This window comes from Hydrogenophaga pseudoflava, from assembly GCF_004353865.1.
In the GTDB taxonomy this organism is placed as follows: Bacteria; Pseudomonadota; Gammaproteobacteria; order Burkholderiales; family Burkholderiaceae_C; genus Hydrogenophaga; species Hydrogenophaga pseudoflava.
This window is the reverse complement of record NZ_CP037867.1, coordinates 1,797,248-1,814,333: the sequence shown is the minus strand read 5'-3', so window position 1 is coordinate 1,814,333 and position 17,086 is coordinate 1,797,248. Positions and strand designations below refer to the sequence as shown.

At 69.4% G+C, this 17,086-nt stretch carries 18 protein-coding genes, 2 pseudogenes and 1 riboswitch; of the genes and pseudogenes, 12 read left to right on the top strand and 8 right to left on the bottom strand.

Annotation, left to right across the window (positions count from 1 at the left end; genetic code table 11):
* Positions 1 to 84: 84 nt before the first annotated feature.
* From zwf to HPF_RS08815, 6 genes are read left to right on the top strand one after another with little or no spacing between them, the layout of a single operon-like run.
* Positions 85 to 1,554: a glucose-6-phosphate dehydrogenase gene (zwf, locus tag HPF_RS08840; protein WP_133156368.1), complete on the top strand. Its 1,470-nt coding sequence runs from the start codon at positions 85 to 87 to the stop codon at positions 1,552 to 1,554.
* The gene (gene pgl, locus HPF_RS08835) at positions 1,554 to 2,258 is read left to right on the top strand and encodes a 6-phosphogluconolactonase (RefSeq protein WP_079365961.1); all 705 of its coding nucleotides are present in this window, start codon (positions 1,554 to 1,556) and stop codon (positions 2,256 to 2,258) included. The genes zwf and pgl overlap by 1 nt, the downstream gene beginning before the upstream one ends.
* Positions 2,259 to 2,263: 5 nt before the next feature.
* Positions 2,264 to 4,090 (top strand): phosphogluconate dehydratase, encoded by a 1,827-nt coding sequence (gene edd, locus HPF_RS08830; RefSeq protein ID WP_133156367.1) that lies wholly within the window; start codon positions 2,264 to 2,266, stop codon positions 4,088 to 4,090.
* 13 nt (positions 4,091 to 4,103) lie between these two features.
* Positions 4,104 to 4,739 (top strand): bifunctional 4-hydroxy-2-oxoglutarate aldolase/2-dehydro-3-deoxy-phosphogluconate aldolase, encoded by a 636-nt coding sequence (gene eda / locus HPF_RS08825; protein ID WP_133156366.1) that lies wholly within the window; start codon positions 4,104 to 4,106, stop codon positions 4,737 to 4,739.
* Between the two features lie 34 nt (positions 4,740 to 4,773).
* Positions 4,774 to 6,360 carry a glucose-6-phosphate isomerase gene (gene pgi, locus HPF_RS08820; protein ID WP_133156365.1) on the top strand — a complete coding sequence of 529 codons (1,587 nt, stop codon included), beginning with the start codon at positions 4,774 to 4,776 and terminating at the stop codon, positions 6,358 to 6,360.
* Positions 6,361 to 6,726 (top strand): methylglyoxal synthase, encoded by a 366-nt coding sequence (locus HPF_RS08815; RefSeq protein WP_066150681.1) that lies wholly within the window; start codon positions 6,361 to 6,363, stop codon positions 6,724 to 6,726. It abuts the gene before it with no gap.
* Between the two features lie 166 nt (positions 6,727 to 6,892).
* On the opposite strand, the gene HPF_RS08810 is transcribed toward HPF_RS08815, so the two are convergent.
* Positions 6,893 to 7,342, bottom strand: a complete 450-nt coding sequence (locus HPF_RS08810) for a MarR family winged helix-turn-helix transcriptional regulator (protein WP_066150679.1) — start codon at positions 7,340 to 7,342, stop codon at positions 6,893 to 6,895.
* Positions 7,343 to 7,406: 64 nt separating this feature from the next.
* Here HPF_RS08810 and HPF_RS08805 point away from each other — a divergent pair, with 64 nt between their 5' ends.
* The 4 genes and pseudogenes from HPF_RS08805 (at position 7,407) to HPF_RS24135 (ending at position 10,087) form a co-directional block, all read left to right on the top strand.
* Positions 7,407 to 7,964 (top strand): hypothetical protein, encoded by a 558-nt coding sequence (locus HPF_RS08805; RefSeq protein ID WP_066150677.1) that lies wholly within the window; start codon positions 7,407 to 7,409, stop codon positions 7,962 to 7,964.
* A 189-nt stretch (positions 7,965 to 8,153) separates the two neighbouring features.
* Positions 8,154 to 8,771 carry a hemerythrin domain-containing protein gene (locus HPF_RS08800; protein WP_341785653.1) on the top strand — a complete coding sequence of 206 codons (618 nt, stop codon included), beginning with the start codon at positions 8,154 to 8,156 and terminating at the stop codon, positions 8,769 to 8,771.
* A 70-nt stretch (positions 8,772 to 8,841) separates the two neighbouring features.
* A pseudogene (locus HPF_RS24195) lies at positions 8,842 to 8,922 on the top strand (DUF2249 domain-containing protein); the annotation flags it as partial.
* Positions 8,921 to 10,087, top strand: a complete 1,167-nt coding sequence (locus tag HPF_RS24135; RefSeq protein ID WP_133156364.1) for a cytochrome P450 — start codon at positions 8,921 to 8,923, stop codon at positions 10,085 to 10,087. The pseudogene HPF_RS24195 and the gene HPF_RS24135, both read left to right, overlap by 2 nt.
* A gap of 279 nt (positions 10,088 to 10,366) precedes the next feature.
* Here HPF_RS24135 and HPF_RS23880 read toward each other — a convergent pair whose 3' ends face one another.
* The 4 genes and pseudogenes from HPF_RS23880 to HPF_RS24055 all read right to left on the bottom strand — a co-directional run bounded on the left by HPF_RS23880 (position 10,367) and on the right by HPF_RS24055 (position 12,692).
* Positions 10,367 to 10,978, bottom strand: a complete 612-nt coding sequence (locus HPF_RS23880) for an HD domain-containing protein (protein WP_243721764.1) — start codon at positions 10,976 to 10,978, stop codon at positions 10,367 to 10,369.
* Between the two features lie 411 nt (positions 10,979 to 11,389).
* A pseudogene (locus HPF_RS23875) lies at positions 11,390 to 11,659 on the bottom strand (VOC family protein); the annotation flags it as partial.
* Positions 11,660 to 11,669: 10 nt separating this feature from the next.
* Positions 11,670 to 12,380, bottom strand: a complete 711-nt coding sequence (locus tag HPF_RS08785; protein WP_133156362.1) for a hypothetical protein — start codon at positions 12,378 to 12,380, stop codon at positions 11,670 to 11,672.
* 33 nt (positions 12,381 to 12,413) lie between these two features.
* Positions 12,414 to 12,588: riboswitch (FMN riboswitch) on the top strand.
* Complete coding sequence (locus HPF_RS24055) at positions 12,561 to 12,692, bottom strand: hypothetical protein (RefSeq protein ID WP_256861484.1); 132 nt, start codon at positions 12,690 to 12,692, stop codon at positions 12,561 to 12,563. Its footprint overlaps the riboswitch before it by 28 nt.
* Between HPF_RS24055 and ribBA the strand changes: the two genes are divergently transcribed.
* Positions 12,691 to 13,800 (top strand): bifunctional 3,4-dihydroxy-2-butanone-4-phosphate synthase/GTP cyclohydrolase II, encoded by a 1,110-nt coding sequence (gene ribBA / locus HPF_RS08780; protein WP_066150673.1) that lies wholly within the window; start codon positions 12,691 to 12,693, stop codon positions 13,798 to 13,800. The two genes, HPF_RS24055 and ribBA, sit on opposite strands and share 2 nt — an antisense overlap.
* Here the strand turns inward: ribBA and phhA are convergent, their stop codons facing one another.
* Together phhA and HPF_RS08770 are read right to left on the bottom strand one after the other, a co-directional pair.
* A complete protein-coding gene (gene phhA / locus HPF_RS08775; RefSeq protein ID WP_424955191.1) occupies positions 13,801 to 14,775 on the bottom strand; it encodes a phenylalanine 4-monooxygenase in 975 nt (324 codons plus the stop codon).
* Positions 14,696 to 15,004 carry a 4a-hydroxytetrahydrobiopterin dehydratase gene (locus tag HPF_RS08770; RefSeq protein ID WP_133156360.1) on the bottom strand — a complete coding sequence of 103 codons (309 nt, stop codon included), beginning with the start codon at positions 15,002 to 15,004 and terminating at the stop codon, positions 14,696 to 14,698. The genes phhA and HPF_RS08770 overlap by 80 nt, the downstream gene beginning before the upstream one ends.
* 144 nt (positions 15,005 to 15,148) lie before the next feature.
* Between HPF_RS08770 and HPF_RS08765 the strand changes: the two genes are divergently transcribed.
* A complete protein-coding gene (locus HPF_RS08765; protein ID WP_371836589.1) occupies positions 15,149 to 15,619 on the top strand; it encodes an Lrp/AsnC family transcriptional regulator in 471 nt (156 codons plus the stop codon).
* Between the two features lie 73 nt (positions 15,620 to 15,692).
* On the opposite strand, the gene creD is transcribed toward HPF_RS08765, so the two are convergent.
* Positions 15,693 to 17,036 carry a cell envelope integrity protein CreD gene (gene creD, locus HPF_RS08760; protein WP_165961671.1) on the bottom strand — a complete coding sequence of 448 codons (1,344 nt, stop codon included), beginning with the start codon at positions 17,034 to 17,036 and terminating at the stop codon, positions 15,693 to 15,695.
* Between the last annotated feature and the right edge of the window lie 50 nt (positions 17,037 to 17,086).

The following is a 17,086-nucleotide window of genomic DNA, read 5'->3' as shown; positions in this document are numbered from 1 at the left end:
TCTGCAGGGGTTGCTGCAAAAAAGTACCCGGCATGTAACTTAATTACCATAAACTCCACCCATCAACGGTAACCCGGTAAAGCCATGGCCACTTCCCCGTCCCCCTCCTCCGCCCCGCTGGACCTCGTCATCTTTGGTGGCGTGGGCGACCTGTCGGTGCGCAAGCTGCTGCCCGCGCTCTACATGGCCCACCTGCACAACAACCTGCCGGCCGCCACCCGCATCCACGCCCTGGGCCGCCAGACCTGGGACCGCAAAGGATTCCTCGCCTTCATCGGCGAGAAGGTGCCCGGCTTCATCGAGCAGAAGCACTTCGACGACGGCGTCTGGGCCGGTTTCCTCGACCGGCTGCAGTTCACCAGCGTCGACGCCACCAAGGCAGAGGATTTCGCCGCGCTGGCCGCGGCCATGCAGCCGGGGTCCGATCGCGTGTACTACCTGGCCACCGCGCCGTCCCTGTTCGTGGGCATCTGCGCGAACCTGCACGGCGCCGGCCTGATCGACGAACGCGCCCGCGTGGTGCTGGAAAAGCCGCTGGGCCACGACCTGGCTTCGGCGCGCCAGATCAACGACGACGTGGGCCGGTATTTCCAGGAGCAGCAGATCTTCCGCATCGACCACTACCTGGGCAAGGAAACGGTGCAGAACCTGATGGTGCTGCGCTTTGGCAACAGCATCTTCGAGCCGCTCTGGCGCAGCCCTTACATCAAGAGCGTGCAGATCACCGTGGCCGAGAGCGTGGGCGTGGGCAGCCGCGCCGGCTTCTACGACGGCACCGGCGCCATGCGCGACATGATCCAGAACCACCTGCTGCAGCTGCTGTGCATCGTGGCCATGGAGCCCCCCGTGTCGCTCGACCCCGACGCGGTGCGCGACGAGAAGCTCAAGGTGCTGCGCTCGCTGCGGCCGATGACGGTGGCCGACGTGGCCAAGGACACGGTGCGCGGCCAGTACACCGCCGGCGCCTCCAACGGCGAGGCCGCCCTGGGCTACCTGCAGGAAGCCAACATTCCGGCCGACAGCACCACCGAAACCTTTGTCGCGCTCAAGGCCCACATCAACAACTGGCGCTGGGCCAACGTGCCGATCTTCCTGCGCACCGGCAAGCGCATGGCCGCACGCCAGTCGGAGATCGTGATCGAGTTCGCCGACCTGCCCTTCACCATCTTCAGCGACTCGGCCCACCGGTCGGTCAACCGCCTGATGATCCGCCTGCAGCCGGAGGAACACATCCAGCTGCAGATGATGGCCAAGGAGCCCGGCAGCGGCATGAAGCTGCGCCCGGTGAGCCTGAACCTGGACCTCGAATCGGCCTTCACCGAGCGCCGCGCCGAGGCCTACGAACGCCTGCTGATCGACGTCACCAAGGGCCGCCTGACGCACTTCATGCGCCGCGACGAACTGGAAGCCGCCTGGGCCTGGGTCGAACCCATCATCGACGGCTGGCAGCAGCTGGGCGAGAAGCCCAAGGCCTACACCGCCGGCAGCTGGGGCCCGGCCGCTTCTTCTGCGCTGATGGCGCGCGAGGGTTCGGCCTGGGTGGAGGAGGCCTGATGGCCGTGACCGAACACCCTGGCGCGACGCCGGCCGCCATCGCGGCCCACATCGCCGACGCGCTGCGCACCGCCATCGCCGCGCGCGGCCAGGCCAGCCTCGCGGTCTCGGGCGGCAAGTCGCCGATCCCCATGTTCGAAGCCCTGCGCGAGCAGGACCTGGACTGGTCCAAGGTGAGCATCGTGCTGGTGGACGAGCGCATCGTTCCGCGCGACCACGAGGCCAGCAACACCGCCCTGGTCGCCCGCCACCTGTTGCAGGGGAAGGCCGCCGCGGCCCGTTTCCTGCCGTTCTTCCGCGAGCTGGCGCCGCAGTTCAACGCCGCGGTGCTGGACGCCCTGGTCGAGGACGCGACCGCGCGCATCGCCCCCCTGCCCTGGCCGCTGGACCTGGCCGTGCTCGGCATGGGCGAGGACGCGCACACCGCCTCGCTCTTCCCCGGCGCACCCGGCTACGCCCGCGCCATCGCCACCGACGAGCGCCTGGCCTGGGTCGTGCCCGAGCAGGCGCCGATTCCCGCGCCACACGCGCGCCTCACGTTCACGCTGCACGCCCTGCTGGCATCGCGGGAACTGTTGCTCTCCATCGCCGGCGCGTCCAAGCTCGCCGTGTATGACCGCGCCTCGCAAAAGGCCGACGGGGCCCTGCCCGTCTCGCTGATCCTGAACCAAACACAGACGCCCGTGAGCGTCTGGAAGGGATGACCACCATGAACGCCCCCCTGCACACCACCCTCGCCCGCGTCACGCAACGCATCACCGACCGTTCGTCCGACCTGCGCGGCCAGTACCTGCACACGGTCGAGACCTCGGCCAAGGCCGGCACCCAGCGCGCCGGCATGGGCTGCGCCAACATGGCCCACACCACGGCCGCCCTGCCGGCCAGCGACAAGCTCAAGATCCACGCCGAGAAGGCGCCGCACCTGGGTGTGGTCACCGCCTACAACGACATGCTCTCGGCCCACCAGCCGTATGAGCACTACCCCGAGCTGCTGCGCGCGCACGCCCGCTCGCTCGGCTTCTCGGCCCAGGTGGCCGGCGGCGTGCCCGCCATGTGCGACGGCGTCACGCAGGGCGCGGCCGGCATGGAGCTCTCGCTGTTCTCGCGCGACGTGATCGCGCTCTCCACCGCCGTCGCGCTCTCGCACAACGTGTTCGACGCCGCGCTGATGCTCGGCGTCTGCGACAAGATCGTGCCCGGCCTGTTCATGGGCGCACTGCAGTTCGGCCACCTGTCCACCGTGTTCGTGCCAGCCGGCCCGATGACCAGCGGCCTATCCAACGACGCCAAGGCCAAGGTGCGCCAGCAGTACGCGCAGGGTCTGGTCGGCCGCGACGCGCTGCTGGAGAGCGAGGCCGCCGCCTACCACTCGCCCGGCACCTGCACCTTCTACGGCACCGCCAACAGCAACCAGATGCTGATGGAAATCATGGGCCTGCACCTGCCGGGGTCGTCCTTCGTCAACCCGGGCACGGAACTGCGCGAGGCGCTGACCAGGGCCGCGATGGACCGCGCCTTCGCCAACACCGGCCGCACCGGCGCGCCGCGCATCCGCCTGGCAGACATCGTGACCGAGAAAACCATCGTCAACGGCATAGTCGGCCTGCTGGCCACGGGCGGTTCGACCAACCACACCATCCACCTGATCGCGATGGCGCGCGCCGCCGGCATCCTGATCGACTGGGACGACTTCGCCGAACTCTCGGGCGTGATACCGCTGCTGGCCCGCGTCTACCCCAACGGCAAGGCCGACGTGAACCACTTCCACGCCGCGGGCGGCATGGGCTTCCTGATGCAGGAGCTGCTGGCCCACGGCCTGCTGCACTGCGACGTGAAGACGGTCATGGGCGAAGGCCTGGCCGCGTACACGCAAGAACCCTGGCTGAACGATGGCACGCTGGCCTGGCGCCCGGTGCCCTCGGCCAGCGCCGACACCGCCGTGCTGCGCCCGGTCAGCGAGCCCTTCAGCGCCGACGGCGGCCTGCGCCTGCTGCAGGGCAACCTGGGCCGCAGCGTGGTCAAGGTCTCGGCCGTGGCACCCGAACACCGCGTGGTGCGCGCCCCCGCCGTGGTGGTGAGCGACCAGCAGGACCTGCTGGCCCTGTTCAACGCCGGCAAGCTGGAGAAGGACCTGATCGCCGTGGTGCGCTACCAGGGCCCGCGTGCCAACGGCATGCCCGAGCTGCACAAGCTCACGCCGCCGCTGGCCGTGCTGCAGGACAAGGGCTTCAAGGTCGCCCTCGTCACCGACGGCCGCATGAGCGGCGCGTCCGGCAAGGTACCGGCCGCCATCCACCTGAGCCCCGAGGCGCTGGCCGATGGCCCCATCGCGCGGGTGCAGGACGGCGACATGATCACGCTCGACTGCGAGCGCGGCGTGCTGGAGGTGGAGGTCGATGCCGCCACCTTCGCCGCCCGCCCGGTGAACCACCCCGACCTGGGCCACAACGGCCACGGCACCGGCCGCGAACTCTTCGGCCTGTTCCGCCAACACGCTTCCACCCCCGAGAACGGCGCTTCGCCGCTGTTCGGCTGAACTTGGACACACCATGACCAACTGCTTCACCCGCCCCGCCTTCACCTCCCGCGTCGTTCCCGTCATCGTGCTGCAGGACCCGGCGCATGCTGTGCCGCTGGCGCACGCCCTGCTCGAAGGCGGCATCGACGTGATGGAGATCACCCTGCGTTCCGACGCCGCGCTGAAATCGATCGAGGCCGTCGCCAAGGCCGTGCCGCAGATGCACACCGGCGCCGGCACCGTGACCCGCGTGGCCGAGGTGCAGCAGGTGATCGACGCGGGCGCGAGCTTTGCGCTCTCGCCCGGTGCCACCGACGCCCTGGTCAGCGCCGTCAAGGCCGCCAGCCTGCCCTTCATCCCCGGCGTGATGACGCCCGGCGAGGTCATGCACCGCCGCGAACAGGGCTTCACGCTGATGAAGCTCTTCCCCGCGCAGCAGGCCGGCGGCCTGGGCATGCTCAAGGCGCTGGGCGCGCCGATCCCCGACGTGCAGTTCTGCCCCACCGGCGGCGTGAGCCCCGAGAACCTGAAGGATTTCCTCAAGCTGCCCAACGTGGCCATGGCCGGCGGCAGCTGGCTGACCCCGGCCGACGCACTGGCGGCGGGCGACTGGGCGCGCATCACGCGCCTCGCCCGCGAAGCGAGCGCGCTCGCGGCGCAGGTATAAACAGGCGCATCTGAAGGGAAGAGGAACCTCCACCATGACCAGCCCCACCACCCTGCCCGCCTGGCAGACGCTCACCCAGTTCGCCGCCCTGCCGCAACCGCACCTGCGCGAGCGCCTGGCCCAGCCCGGTCGCGAGGCCATGCAGGCCGCCGCCGACGGCACCGGCATCCGGCTCGACTTCACCCGCCAGGCCTTCGACGGCGCCATTCTGGCGGCCCTGCTGCAGCTGGCCCGCGAAGCCCAGGTCGAAGCCCAGCGCGACGCCATGTTCCGCGGCGACACCATCAACACCAGCGAACAGCGCGCGGTGCTGCACGTGGCCCTGCGCGGAACGCCCGGCGCCACCGGTGACGCGGCGCCCTGGGGCGCCGAGATCCAGCAACTGGTGCAGAACGAACTCGACCGCGTCTGCGCCTTCGCCGACCGCGTGCGCGCCGGCGGGGTCAAGAGCAGCACCGGCGCCGCCTTCACCGACGTGGTGAACATCGGCATCGGCGGCTCGGACCTCGGCCCGCGCATGGCGGCCGATGCACTTGCCCCGCTGTGCAGCGACGGCAAGACCGGCCTGCGCGTGCACTTCGTCAGCAACCCCGACGCCTGGGCGCTGCACAGCACGCTGCGCGGCCTGGACCCGAAGACCACCATGGTCATCGTCGCCAGCAAGACCTTCACCACGCAGGAGACCATGACCAACGCCGCCAGCGCCCGCCGCTGGCTGGAAGACGGCGGCATCAGCGGCGCCGCGCAGAGCGCGCACCTGGTCGCCATCACCGCCGCGCCGCAGAAGTCCGGCGCCGCCGGTTACCCGGCCGAGCACACCTTCACCTTCTGGGACTGGGTCGGTGGCCGCTACTCCGTCTGGTCCGCGCTGGGCATGCCGCTGGCCATGGCCATCGGCCCCAAAGCCTTCCGCGAGTTCCTGGCCGGCGGCCAGGCCATGGACGCGCACTTCCGCTCGGCCCCGCTGGAGCAGAACCTGCCCGTCATCCTGGCCATGAGCGGCGTGTGGAACCGCAACTTCCTCAACTGCCCGACCCAGCTGCTGAGCTGCTACCCCAGCCGCCTGGTGCGCTTTGCGCCTTTCGTGCAGCAGATGGACATGGAAAGCAACGGCAAGCGCACCCGCAAGGACGGCCAGCCCGCCGACACCGGCACCGGCCCCATCCTCTGGGGTGGCCTGGGCATCGACGGGCAGCACGCCTACTTCCAGCTGCTGCACCAGGGCACGCACCGCGTGCCGGTGGAGTTCGTCGGCGTCGAGACCGAAGACACACCGCTGCCGCTGGCCGCCGAACACCACCGCGTGGTCAACCTGAACCTGCGCGCGCAGTCGCAGGCCCTGGCCGTGGGCCGCAACGCCGCCGACACGCTCAAGGCCCTGATGGCCGAGGGCCAGACCATGGAGCAGGCCGAGCCCTTCGTGACCCAACGCAGCTTTGCCGGCGACGTGCCCAACAGCGTGCTCTGGATCGACCAGCTCAGCCCGCACCGCCTGGGCGCACTGATCGCGCTGTACGAACACAAGGTGTTCGTGCAGGCCGCTGTCTGGGGCATCAACGCCTACGACCAGTGGGGTGTGGAGCTGGGCAAGACGATGGCCAAGGCCATGGAAAAGCAGTAAATGCGCATCGCCCTCGTCGCCCACGACCGCAAGAAGGACGACATGGTGGCCCTGGCCACCGAGTTCGCGCCGCTGCTGCGGCAACACACCCTCATGGCCACCGGCACCACCGGCGGCCGGCTGCAGAACGAGGTGGGCCTGACAGTAGAACGCCTGCTCAGCGGGCCGCTGGGCGGCGACCTGCAGATCGGGGCGCGGCTGTCGGTTGGCGAGATCGACGCGGTGATCTTCCTGCGCGACCCGATGACGGCCCAGCCGCACGAGCCGGACATCAACGCCCTGGTGCGGGCGTGCGACGTGCACAACGTGCCGTGTGCGACGAATGTGGCGACGGCGCGGGTGCTGCTGGGCGGTATGTTGCGCTGACAAGCGGCCGGTACGACACACGTACCTTTGAAACGCGCGCAACGCTCATTTTTGGCGAAGACAGCCTCCTTCGAGAGCTTCAGTACAAACGCATCTCCAGCCGCTTCGGCATCCACCAGCGCCGGCCGCTCAAGGAACATCACCGGCTCGCCGACATGCATCCGGATCACGGCGCACGACGATCCGGCACTGCGGCCGAGAACTCGCCGAGCAGCGTGTGCAGTTCGTCACGGTGCAGGCTCGCCACCCTGGCCAGCAGTCGCTCGCCCTTGGGCAGCAGATGTATCTCGACCACACGGCCATCCTCCCGACCGGGGCGGCGCGCCAGCCAACCCAGGGCCGCACAGCGATCCACCAGCGCCACGACGCCATGGTGCTGGGCCTGCAAGCGCTCGGCGAGTTCCCCGATCGTGGCCCACGACCGGCCCGGGAAGCCGGCCACGTGCAGCAACAGCTGGTACTGCAGCGCCGTGAGCCCATGCGTGCGGCAGGTGAGCTCGCTGGCGCGCAGAAACTGACGAAGCCGGTGCCGGAAGTCCGACAGGCGCTCGAAGTCGCTCTTGTCCAGCGCTCTCGACGAGCTGGCCGGCGGTGTCTTGGGCGGTCTTGAAGGCATGCGCTTTTGTATCATGTCGTGATATTATTGAAAGAATAGTCAAGCGATTTTCACAGTCGGCGCGATGAATCTCTACACCCTGGCGGCCCTGCCGCTTTCCGCCGAGCGCGGCTGGCCCGAACTGCTGCGCACCCGCCCCGCCGGGTGGCGCCTGTTCCTGCAGATCGTGCTGCCCGTCGCGTTGCTGCCACCTGTGGTCCTCTATCTGGCCGGCACGGTCGGCCCTTCCGACATCAGGGATGGCAGCCATCCCTGGGGTGAACTGTCGCTGCTGGTCCTGCTGGCGGAGTTCGCCTCGGTGGCGGTGGCCGGCCAGCTGTTCCGTCACATCGCAGGCGCGTACGCAATGGTTCTCGGGCCGCACGAGGCGCGCCTGCTCGCCGCGCTGGCGCCGCTGCCGCTGTGGGGTTCTGCGGCGGGCTTTGCGCTGCCCGGCATGGCAGCGCCTGCGGCGGTGTTGCTGACCGGTCTCGGGTTGAGCTGCGGCATCGCGTACCACGGGCTCGTGGCCATGTGCCGCCCCCGCGAGGCCTTCGTGGCTGCGGCCGTCGTGCAGGTCGCGGCCGGCGCGGGGCTCGCCGCCTGGGGGTGTCTGGCCGTCGCGCTGACCATGCTGAGCTGACCCACGCCGAATCGATGCAAAAAGCCCTGCACCAGCCCTGCCCTCACGGCTTCGTCAGCCTGACCGGCGTGCGCCGCTGCCTCAGCCGCATCAAGTGCGCGGCGCTCCGGGGCGATGGTTCCGATCAGCGCACCCGTCACACGCCGCCGTTCCCCGCCAGGCACAACGCATAGCCAGGAGGCGACGCCCATGTCGATGACGATCTCCGGCCATGCGGCAGCCTCAGGATTCGAGGCGCCGCTGGAGGTGCTTTCGGGCTGCCATCGCCGCGTCGAGCGACAGTGCGCCACGTTGCGGCGACTGGTGGCGCATCTGCTCGAGCGCGATCCGGACGAAGACGCACGTGCTGCCGCAGCAGCGGTGATGTGCTGCTTCGACACCGCAACCAGGGACCACCACGCCGACGAGGAGATGGACCTGTTCCCGGCCCTGATCGAGTCGATGGCCGGCTCGGATGCGATCTGCATCCGCGAGCTGATCGATTTGCTGACGCTCGAACATCGAGCGCTGCATTTCCGGTGGCAGCGCCTGCGTGAGGTGCTGCACGCCATCGCGGCGGGCGACTCGGTGAGTTTGGACCCCACGGACGTCGAGCCGTTCATCTGCATGTACGAGCGGCACATCGCGCGTGAGGAGGCCGAACTGCTTCCGATGGCCTCGCGGCTCCTCGGGGACGATGCACTGACCGAGATCGGCAAGGCGATGCGCCAGCGGCGCGACGGGCCTCATGTTGGGCGTGCTCCGGATGGGTCGAGTGAGCTGGCCACGGGTCTTCATTGCCTTGTCGTTCGAGGACCGATAACATAGATGCATAACAAATGCATCTTAAACACGATACACCGACCTCCCCACCTTCTCCCGACCCCAGGATCCCGCGATGTCGCAACCCCATCTTCACCTGTCACCGTCAGCCATCTCCCCCTTCGACGCCCGAGGCGTCGCCAAGCGCTTTCGCCATGAACCGGCGCGTTGATGATCCGCAAGCCGCGATCCCGGCCTGGGAGCCTTTGTCACCCGAGGTGCTTGCCGACCAGCTGGGCACCTACGACCGCCAGCGCATCGCCTGTGCGCTGGCCCGGTCGCCCCGCGGCGTCACGCTGTTCCGGCATGCCGACGTCGTCGCGGCGGCACACGACCCGCAGACCTTCTCGTCGGCCGTGTCGGCGCGGCGCGCAGTCCCGAACGGCATGGATCCGCCCGAACACGCCCCCTGGCGGGCACTGGTCGACAGCTTCTTCGCCCCTGCGCAGATCGCCGCGCTGGAACCCCGCGTGCGCGCGATCGCCGATGCCCTCGTGGCAGCGCTGCCGCGCGGCACCGTGGTCGACGCGGTCGCCGAGATCGGCCGACCGTTCGCCGTTCGGGCGCAGACGGCCTGGCTGGGGTGGCAGGGAATCGAGGACGAGCTGCTTGCCTGGATGGCCGAGAACCACGCCGCCACGCGCAGCGGCGACACCGCGCGCAGCGCCGCCGTTGCCGCGGCGTTCGACGAGATCATCCGCAGGCAACTGCGCAGGCGCCGCACGCCGGACCAGGCCACCTCCGACGATCCGACCACCGCACTGCTGACCGCAACGCTCGACGGGCAGCCCTTGAGCGAAGCGGACATCGTCTCCATCCTGCGCAACTGGACGGCGGGTGATCTCGCGTCGATGGCGGCGGCCCTGGGTGTCGTCGCCTGGTTCCTCGCCACCCACCAGGACGTGCAGCAGGCGTTGCGGGACCGCCCCCAGGACCTTGCGCTGGCGATCGACGAGATGCTGCGCATCGACGACCCCTTCCTCGTCAACCGGCGCGTGACGACGCATGCCGTGCGCATCGGGGAACATGAACTCGCCGCCGGCGACCGCGTGTACCTCAACTGGACCTCGGCCAACCGGGACGAGGCCGTCTTCGGCGATCCCGGCGCCTACCGGCCCGAGCAGAACGCGCCACACAACCTCGTCTATGGCACCGGCATCCACGCGTGCCCAGGGCGACCGCTGGCAACGATGGAACTGGTCGTCGCCGTGGAGGCACTGTTGAAGGCCACGGCGCTCATCGATCCCGCGCCCGGTGCCTCGCCCGAGCGCGAGACCTATCCCCTGGGCGGCTGGCGCCGGGTGCCGGTCCGGCTGCGCTGAAGCGCACGTCATCGCGCGTCGCCGGGGCCACCTGACCATGACGGACACCAGCCACCCGGTCGCTGCGCCCTCGACGACCGGTCTGGCCGGCCTGTCGCCCGCTTACTGGAGTTTCCGGGCTGCTGGGCCGGGCGCGGCGCGGGCAGGGCAATGAACCGGCGAACGGCACCGACACAGCGACCGTCCACTGAGACCTCGGTCCGTCCGCGTTTCGATGAGCGAATGACTCACGTCGTGAACGGCTATCTGGCAGAAAAGGGGCGCAACCGGCCAGCCGCCCTACCCCGAACCCCTCATATTCTCCCGTGCCCGCCCCTCGAAGCGTTCCCGAAACCGCTCGGTGCCGTAGATCGCCGGCCGCGCCAGAAACCCCGCCAGCACCTCCCTGCGCTTGCGCCGGTACAGCCAGCCCGGCACCCAGCGGTACTCGGCGCGCACCTGCGCGTCGTACTCGGCAAACCGCGCCGGGTCGGCGCCCAGGATCGCGAGGTCGATGTCGACCAGCAGCCGCGCGTCGTCGCCCACGGGCTCGGCATCGTGGCAGGTGGCCATGATCAGCGCGTGCACCCGCTGCTGCACCTCGTGGCTTGCACCGGCCTGTGCGAGCGCTTCGCAAGCCCAGTCGGCGCTGCAGGCTTCGTTGCCCTTTCCCTGGGGGTCGTAGACGGCGTCGTGGAACCACAGCGCCAGCTCGACCTCGCCAGGGTGTTGCGCCAGGTCCAGCGCCGGTTCCAGCAGGGCCAGGCATTCGTGCAGGTGCTGCTGCGAGTGGTAGTGGCGCTGCGGCTCGGCCCAGGCACCCAGCAGACGCTGCATCAGGCCCTCGGGCGCGCTCAGGCCCAGGACCGCCCAGGCGCGTTGCCAGGAGCGTACGGGCAGGCGCTCGTCGATCAGTGAGATACGCCATGAACCCAGCTTGGTGGAGGCCAGGTCCAGCGTGTGGGTCTGCCGCCCCTGTGCATCGGCCAGCGCGAGCCTCAGGTGATGGCGGTCGTCGCTGGGCGCCACGGCGCTCAACGGCGGACGAGCACCGTCCAAGGCGCGCAGCAGCGGCGCTGACGCAGCGTGCGCGGGGACACCAAATTCAACCGACAGCACGTTGCCAAACCCGGCGGCCCTTTGCAGTTGACCCCGCTGCACCTCCGGCCAATTGGCGGGGTTCTGGTGTCCTGGCGAGACGAACACCATCGGCAACGCCGGGTCGTCGCTGGCGCAGGCCACCGCAATGCCCATGCCCTCGGGCAGGTAGGGCGGGCGGTAGTCCCAGGTCGAAACGCCCGCGCCCGCCAGGTCGCCACGCACCGCGATGCCGAACGGGCAGACGCGTTCCTGTTTCCAGCGGCTGCGCTCCCACAGGCGCGTGCGAGCGACGGGCGCGCTGCGCGCCTCGGGTTCGCTGGTGAGCCAGAGCAGTTCGAGGTAGAGGTTGTCGAAGGCGAAACAGGCGTTGGCTGTGCCCTGCCCGGGGTGCGCACGGCGGTAGGTCTCGGTCAGGCCGAGATGCCGGAGGGCCTCGATCTCGGGGCCGTCGGGTTCGATGAGCAGGAAGAGGTGGTCAACAGCCAGCGTCATCGCGGGCACTTCACAGCAGCGCCTTCGCCGCCTTGATGCGCAGCTCCATGGCCACCGACGGGTCGTTCATCACGTCCAGCAGGAACTGGCGCGGGTCGTCGTGGCGGCGGATCGTGCTGGCCGCCGCCGGGGTCACGACCGTGGGCACAGGCGGCTGCACCGCCGGCAGGAACGGCGAGGGCTCGGGTGTCAGCCGGGCCAGGGCGATCTGGAACTCGGCGCGGGTGACGGACTTCAGGCGCGAGAGCAGATCGGCCTGGGCCTCGTCGCCCGGCGGGATGTCGAGCGAGGGGTCGTCGCCGAACACGGCGGCCAGGTCGGGTGCAACGAAAGCCGACCAGCGGCCGGTTTCCGCCTGCAGCTGCGGCACACGCGACGGTTCCACCTGCAGGCCTGGGTCGGACGACGGCCAGCAGCGCCGGCGAGCGGGTACCACGTCGCCCAGATAGCGGTCGCACAGGCCGTCGAGGAAGGCGGCCGCCGTGTGGATCGGCACCGGGTCGGCGAGCGAAAACCAGAGTTCAAAGGCGTCCACGCCGTTGACCGCGATGGCGGGTGCGGGCAGGTCCAGGTCGGCCTGCACGCCGCGCCAGACGGCCGACAGCGGCGCCCAGTCGGCCGGGCCGCAGACGGCCAGCACGAGGTGGCGCAGCCGGCCTTCGGCAGTGGCGTCGGGGTCGGAGGCGAAGAGTCGCTGGTGTTCGGTGTCGAGTCGGTTCATGCGGGCAATGGTAGCCGCGGGCATAATTCACCTCGACGTTCTCAGGGCGGGGTGAAACTCCCCACCGGCGGTGTCCGAGGCTTCGGCCGAGGGAGCCCGCGAGCGCCTGCTGGCTCATGCCGGCAGGGTCAGCAGACATGGAAGGCGATGCCCACGCAAAGCCGAAGCCATGGCCGACGGTCACAGTCCGGATGAAAGAGACACGCAACCAATCCCAGCCACGCGCTCGTGCAGCGCCGTGGCTGCCTTGGCTTTGTCGCGCCCTGCGAGCGGTGTTTGTTCAACCCGTTCAACCCCGACGACCGAAGCCATGTCCGAATTCCAGCTCGCCCCCATCCCCGAACTCGTGGCCGACATCGCGGCCGGCCGCATGGTCGTGCTCGTCGACGACGAGAACCGCGAAAACGAAGGCGATGTGATCATTGCCGCTGACAAGATCACGCCCGAGGCCATCAACTTCATGGCCCGCTTCTGCCGCGGCCTGATCTGCCTGACCCTGACCGCCGAGCGCTGCGACTTCCTGCAGCTGCCGCCCATGGCCTCGCGCAATGGCACCAAGCACAGCACCGCGTTCACCGTCTCGATTGAAGCCGCGACCGGCGTCGACACCGGCATCTCGGCCGCCGACCGCGCGCGCACCATCCAGGTGGCCGTGGCGAAGGAAAGCGCGCCCACCGACCTGGTGCAGCCGGGCCATGTGTTCCCGCTGCGCGCCGCTGCGGGTGGCGTGCTGATGCGCGCCGGGCACACCGAGGCGGGCTGCGACCTCGCTGCGCTCGCCGGCCTGCAGCCGGCGGCGGTGATCTGCGAAATCATGAAGGACGACGGCACCATGGCCCGCCTGCCCGACCTGGTGGAATTCGCGAAGCAGCACGGCATCAAGCTCGGCTCGATTGCCGACCTGATCCGCTACCGCAGCCAGAACGAGCGCCTGGTCCGCCAGGTGGCGGTGCGCCCGGTGGCCACGCCCTACGGCGAGTTCGACCTGCACACCTACCAGGACGAGTTCGGCGGCGCCCACCTGGCGCTGACTTACGGCCAGTGGACCGCCGACGAGCAGGTGATGGTGCGCGTGCACGAGCCGCTGTCGCTGATGGACTGGCTCGACACCGCCAGCAGCCCGCACTCCTGGCCGCTGCAGGCCGCGCTGGGCGCGATCAAGGCCGAGGGCAGGGGCGTGGCCCTGCTGCTCAACCCCACGGAGTCGTCCGAGGACCTGATCGCCGCAGCCAGCCAGCCGCGCGCCGCCAAGCAGCGCAGCGAACCCGGCAACGACGCCGACCTGCGCACCTACGGCCTGGGCGCCCAGATCCTGCGCGACCTGGGCATTTCGCGCATGAAGGTGCTGGGCAACCCGCGCCGCTTCCCGAGCATGGGCGCCTACGGTCTGGTGGCCGAAGCCTTCGTGTCCCCGGCCTGATCAGCCCGTGACCGTGTTCCGCGCGCGGTGGTAGCTGCCATCGCCGCGCTGGAACAGCACGTCGTCGGCCAGCAGGTCGCCGGGCTGCAGTTCGCGGGCGTTCTTGGCGCGCTGGTACAGCGGCGCGAAGTCGACGCGGGTGAAGTCCAGCAGCTCGTCGAGATCGCGGATCACGAAGTAGCTTTCCTGGAAATCGTCGATGCGGTAGTGCGTTCGCATCACGCGCTCCAGATCAAAGCGCACGCGGTTGGGCGAGGGGCTGTCGAGGCAGAACACCGATTCGGTGAACGACGAGGCGATGCCCGCGCCGTAGATGCGCAGGCCATCGCGCTGCTGCACCAGCCCGAACTCGATGGTGTACCAGTAGACCCGCGCCAGCTGCGGCAGGCAGCCCAGCTGCTGCGCGCGCAGGCCACCCTGCCCGTAGGCCTGGATGAAGTCGGCGATGGCCGGGTTCATCAGCATCGGCACATGGCCGAACACGTCGTGGAACACATCGGGCTCTTCAAGGTAGTCCAGCTCGTGCGGCTTGCGGATGAAGTGGCCCGCCGGGAAGCGCCGGTTGGCCAGGTGCTCGAAAAACACGTCGTCGGGCACCAGGCCCGGCACCGCCACCACCTGCCAACCGGTGCGCTGCATGAGCACCTCCGACAGGCGGCGGAAGTCGGGGATCTGGTCCGCACCGATGGGCAGGTCCTTCATGCCCTGCACGAATTCGTCGCAGGCCCGGCCGGGCAGCAGTTTGGTCTGGCGCTCGAACAGGGTCTTCCAGGTCGCGTGTTCGGCGGCGCTGTAGTTGGCCCAGCCCTGGTCGATGGTCCAGTCGGCGTTGGCGGGGCGGCCGGCCTCGCCGGCGGCCAGGCCGTGTTTGGCGGCAACGGGTTCGGCCAGCATCTCAGCCTCCGTTGCGCTGGAACGGCGCATAGGCCCCGTCGGCGGCCTTGGCCCAGGTGATGTCGCGCTCGGACAGGCCATCGACGTCGTGCGTGGTGAGCGTGATGTCGACGCGGTTGTAGACGTTGAACCACTCGGGGTGGTGGTCCAGCCGCTCCGACACCGCCGCCATCTGTGCCATGAAGCCGAAGGCCTCGGCGAAGTTGGCGAAGCGGAAGCTGCGCGAGATCGCGCCGCGCTCGGGGTGGTGGGTCCAGCCGGGCAGGCCGGCAAGGTGGTGCTTCAGGGACTCGGCGTCCAGCGGTGTCATGGTGTCTCCTTGTGATGGGGCTCTGCGGGGCCCATGGGCTGTGCAGTTTGCGCCGTCTGTCGGACAATTTGCTCTCGTTTGCGCCCACGATCACCCGCTTTCACGAGAGACCCTTTCATGAACGAAGACATCGCCAAGGATTCCTTGCACGCCGCCACCCTCGACCGTCTGGACCGGCGCATCCTGGCCGCGCTGCAGGCCAACGGCCGCATCAGCAACCAGGAACTGGCCGGCCTGGTGCACCTGTCACCGGCGCAGTGCAACCGGCGCCACCGCCGGCTGGAGGCCATGGGCGTGATCCGCCGCTACGAAGCGCGTCTGGACGCCGACCGCCTGGGCCTGGGCGTGACCGCCTTCGTGCACATCTCGATGGAGCGCGGACAGCACAAGGAGGTGCTGAAGTTCCAGCGCACCGTCGGCAAGATGCCGCAGGTGCTGGAGTGCTACGCGGTGACCGGCGACTTCGACTACGTCTGCAAGGTGGTCGCACACGATCTCAAGGGCCTGTCCGACTTCCTGCTCGGCACGCTGGCGCAGCAGCCCGGCGTCAGCGGCGTGCGCTCGAGCATCTGCCTGAACGAGCTCAAGTGCACGGGCGCGCTGCCGCTGGAGTGAGCCCAGGCGGCGCCCGAGCCAGGCGCCGGCCAGCAGCACCATCGCGGCCCGTCGCCGGACCCTGCCGGTGTCGTCACGCATGGGTGGCCTGCTCGCGGCTGCCCATCACGTTGTACCAGTCGATCCTGCGGGTGGCGACCATGACCGCGGCCAGCACGCCGAACAGCAGCAGCGAGCCCATCATCAGCGCGTTGTCCTCCGACTGCAGGATGCCGTAGAGCACGCCGTAGAGCGCCACCAGCAGGCCGCTGATGCCCAGCGCCGGGCGCCAGCCGCCCAGCACGTGGCGCAGGTAGTGGGTCAGCAGCGCGATGCAGCCGGCGCTGGCGGCCAGGTAGGCGACGAAGAAACCCAGCTGTTCCGACAGCGAGAGCAGCAGCAGGAAGAACAGCACCAGGGCCGCGCCGATCATCAGGTACTGCATGGGGTGGATGCGCCAGCGCTTGACCATCTCCAGCACGAAGAAGGCGGCGAAGGTGAGCACGATGAACATCAGGCCGTACTTGGTGGCGCGCTCGGTCAGGCGGTAGACGTCGACCGGGTTGCCCAGCGAGACCGAGAAGCTGTCCAGCGCCACGCGCTCCTTGCCCTGCGACAGGAACTGCTGCTGCGCCTGGGTGGAGAGCGCGGGCACGCTCCATTGCGCCTCGAAGCCGTCGGCGTTCACCGTGCGCTGGCGCGGCAGGAAGTCGCCGCCGAAGGTGGGGTGCGGCCAGGCCGAGACCAGGCTGAGTTTGTTGTCATCCGCCAGCGGCACGAAGCCGATCTGCCCCGTGCCGGCCAGGTCCATGCCCAGGGTGAAGTCCAGCGCGGCGCCGGGCTGCAGCAGGTCGGCCCCAAGAGCGGCGGCCAGGGGCAGCGGCAGGTCCGCATCGGCCGGCGCTGCGCTGATGGTCAGGGTCTGGCCTGCGAGCTTCAGTTCGGGCTGGCCTTGCAGGCCGCGCAGGTCGCTCACGCCGAAGTTCAGCCAGGGCCGGCCCAGCGCGATCTGGCCGCCCTTCTCTCGCGGTGCCACGCCGTCCCAGACGAAACGCCCGGCGCTGTCGTGGCGGCTGTTGTAGACCGTGACCGGAAACACGCCGCGCCAGCGCACCTCGGTGGTGAGGCGGCTGCGTGTGTCCATGGTTTGAGGAAACACCGTCGCCACGCGGTGTTCCTTGACCGTCTCTTCGCGCTCGATGTTGCGCGCCACGTCGACCACCACCTTGCGGGTGAATGTCTCGGTGTAGGGCACGTGCAGCACGGGGCCGGTGAGGGTCTGTGTGCCGGCGTGGGCTCGGGCCACCTCGCGCGTGGCCTGTTCGCGGTTCTGGGTGCGCTCGGTGACCAGGTCGCTCACCATGGCCAGGGGAATCAGCAGCAGGACCATCAGAAAGCCGATGACGGCGGTCTTGCTCAGCAGGGGAAACCGGTTCACTTCTCGCTCCTTGTGTTGGGACGGAGCGATTCTTCAAAGCGGCTGTGCGG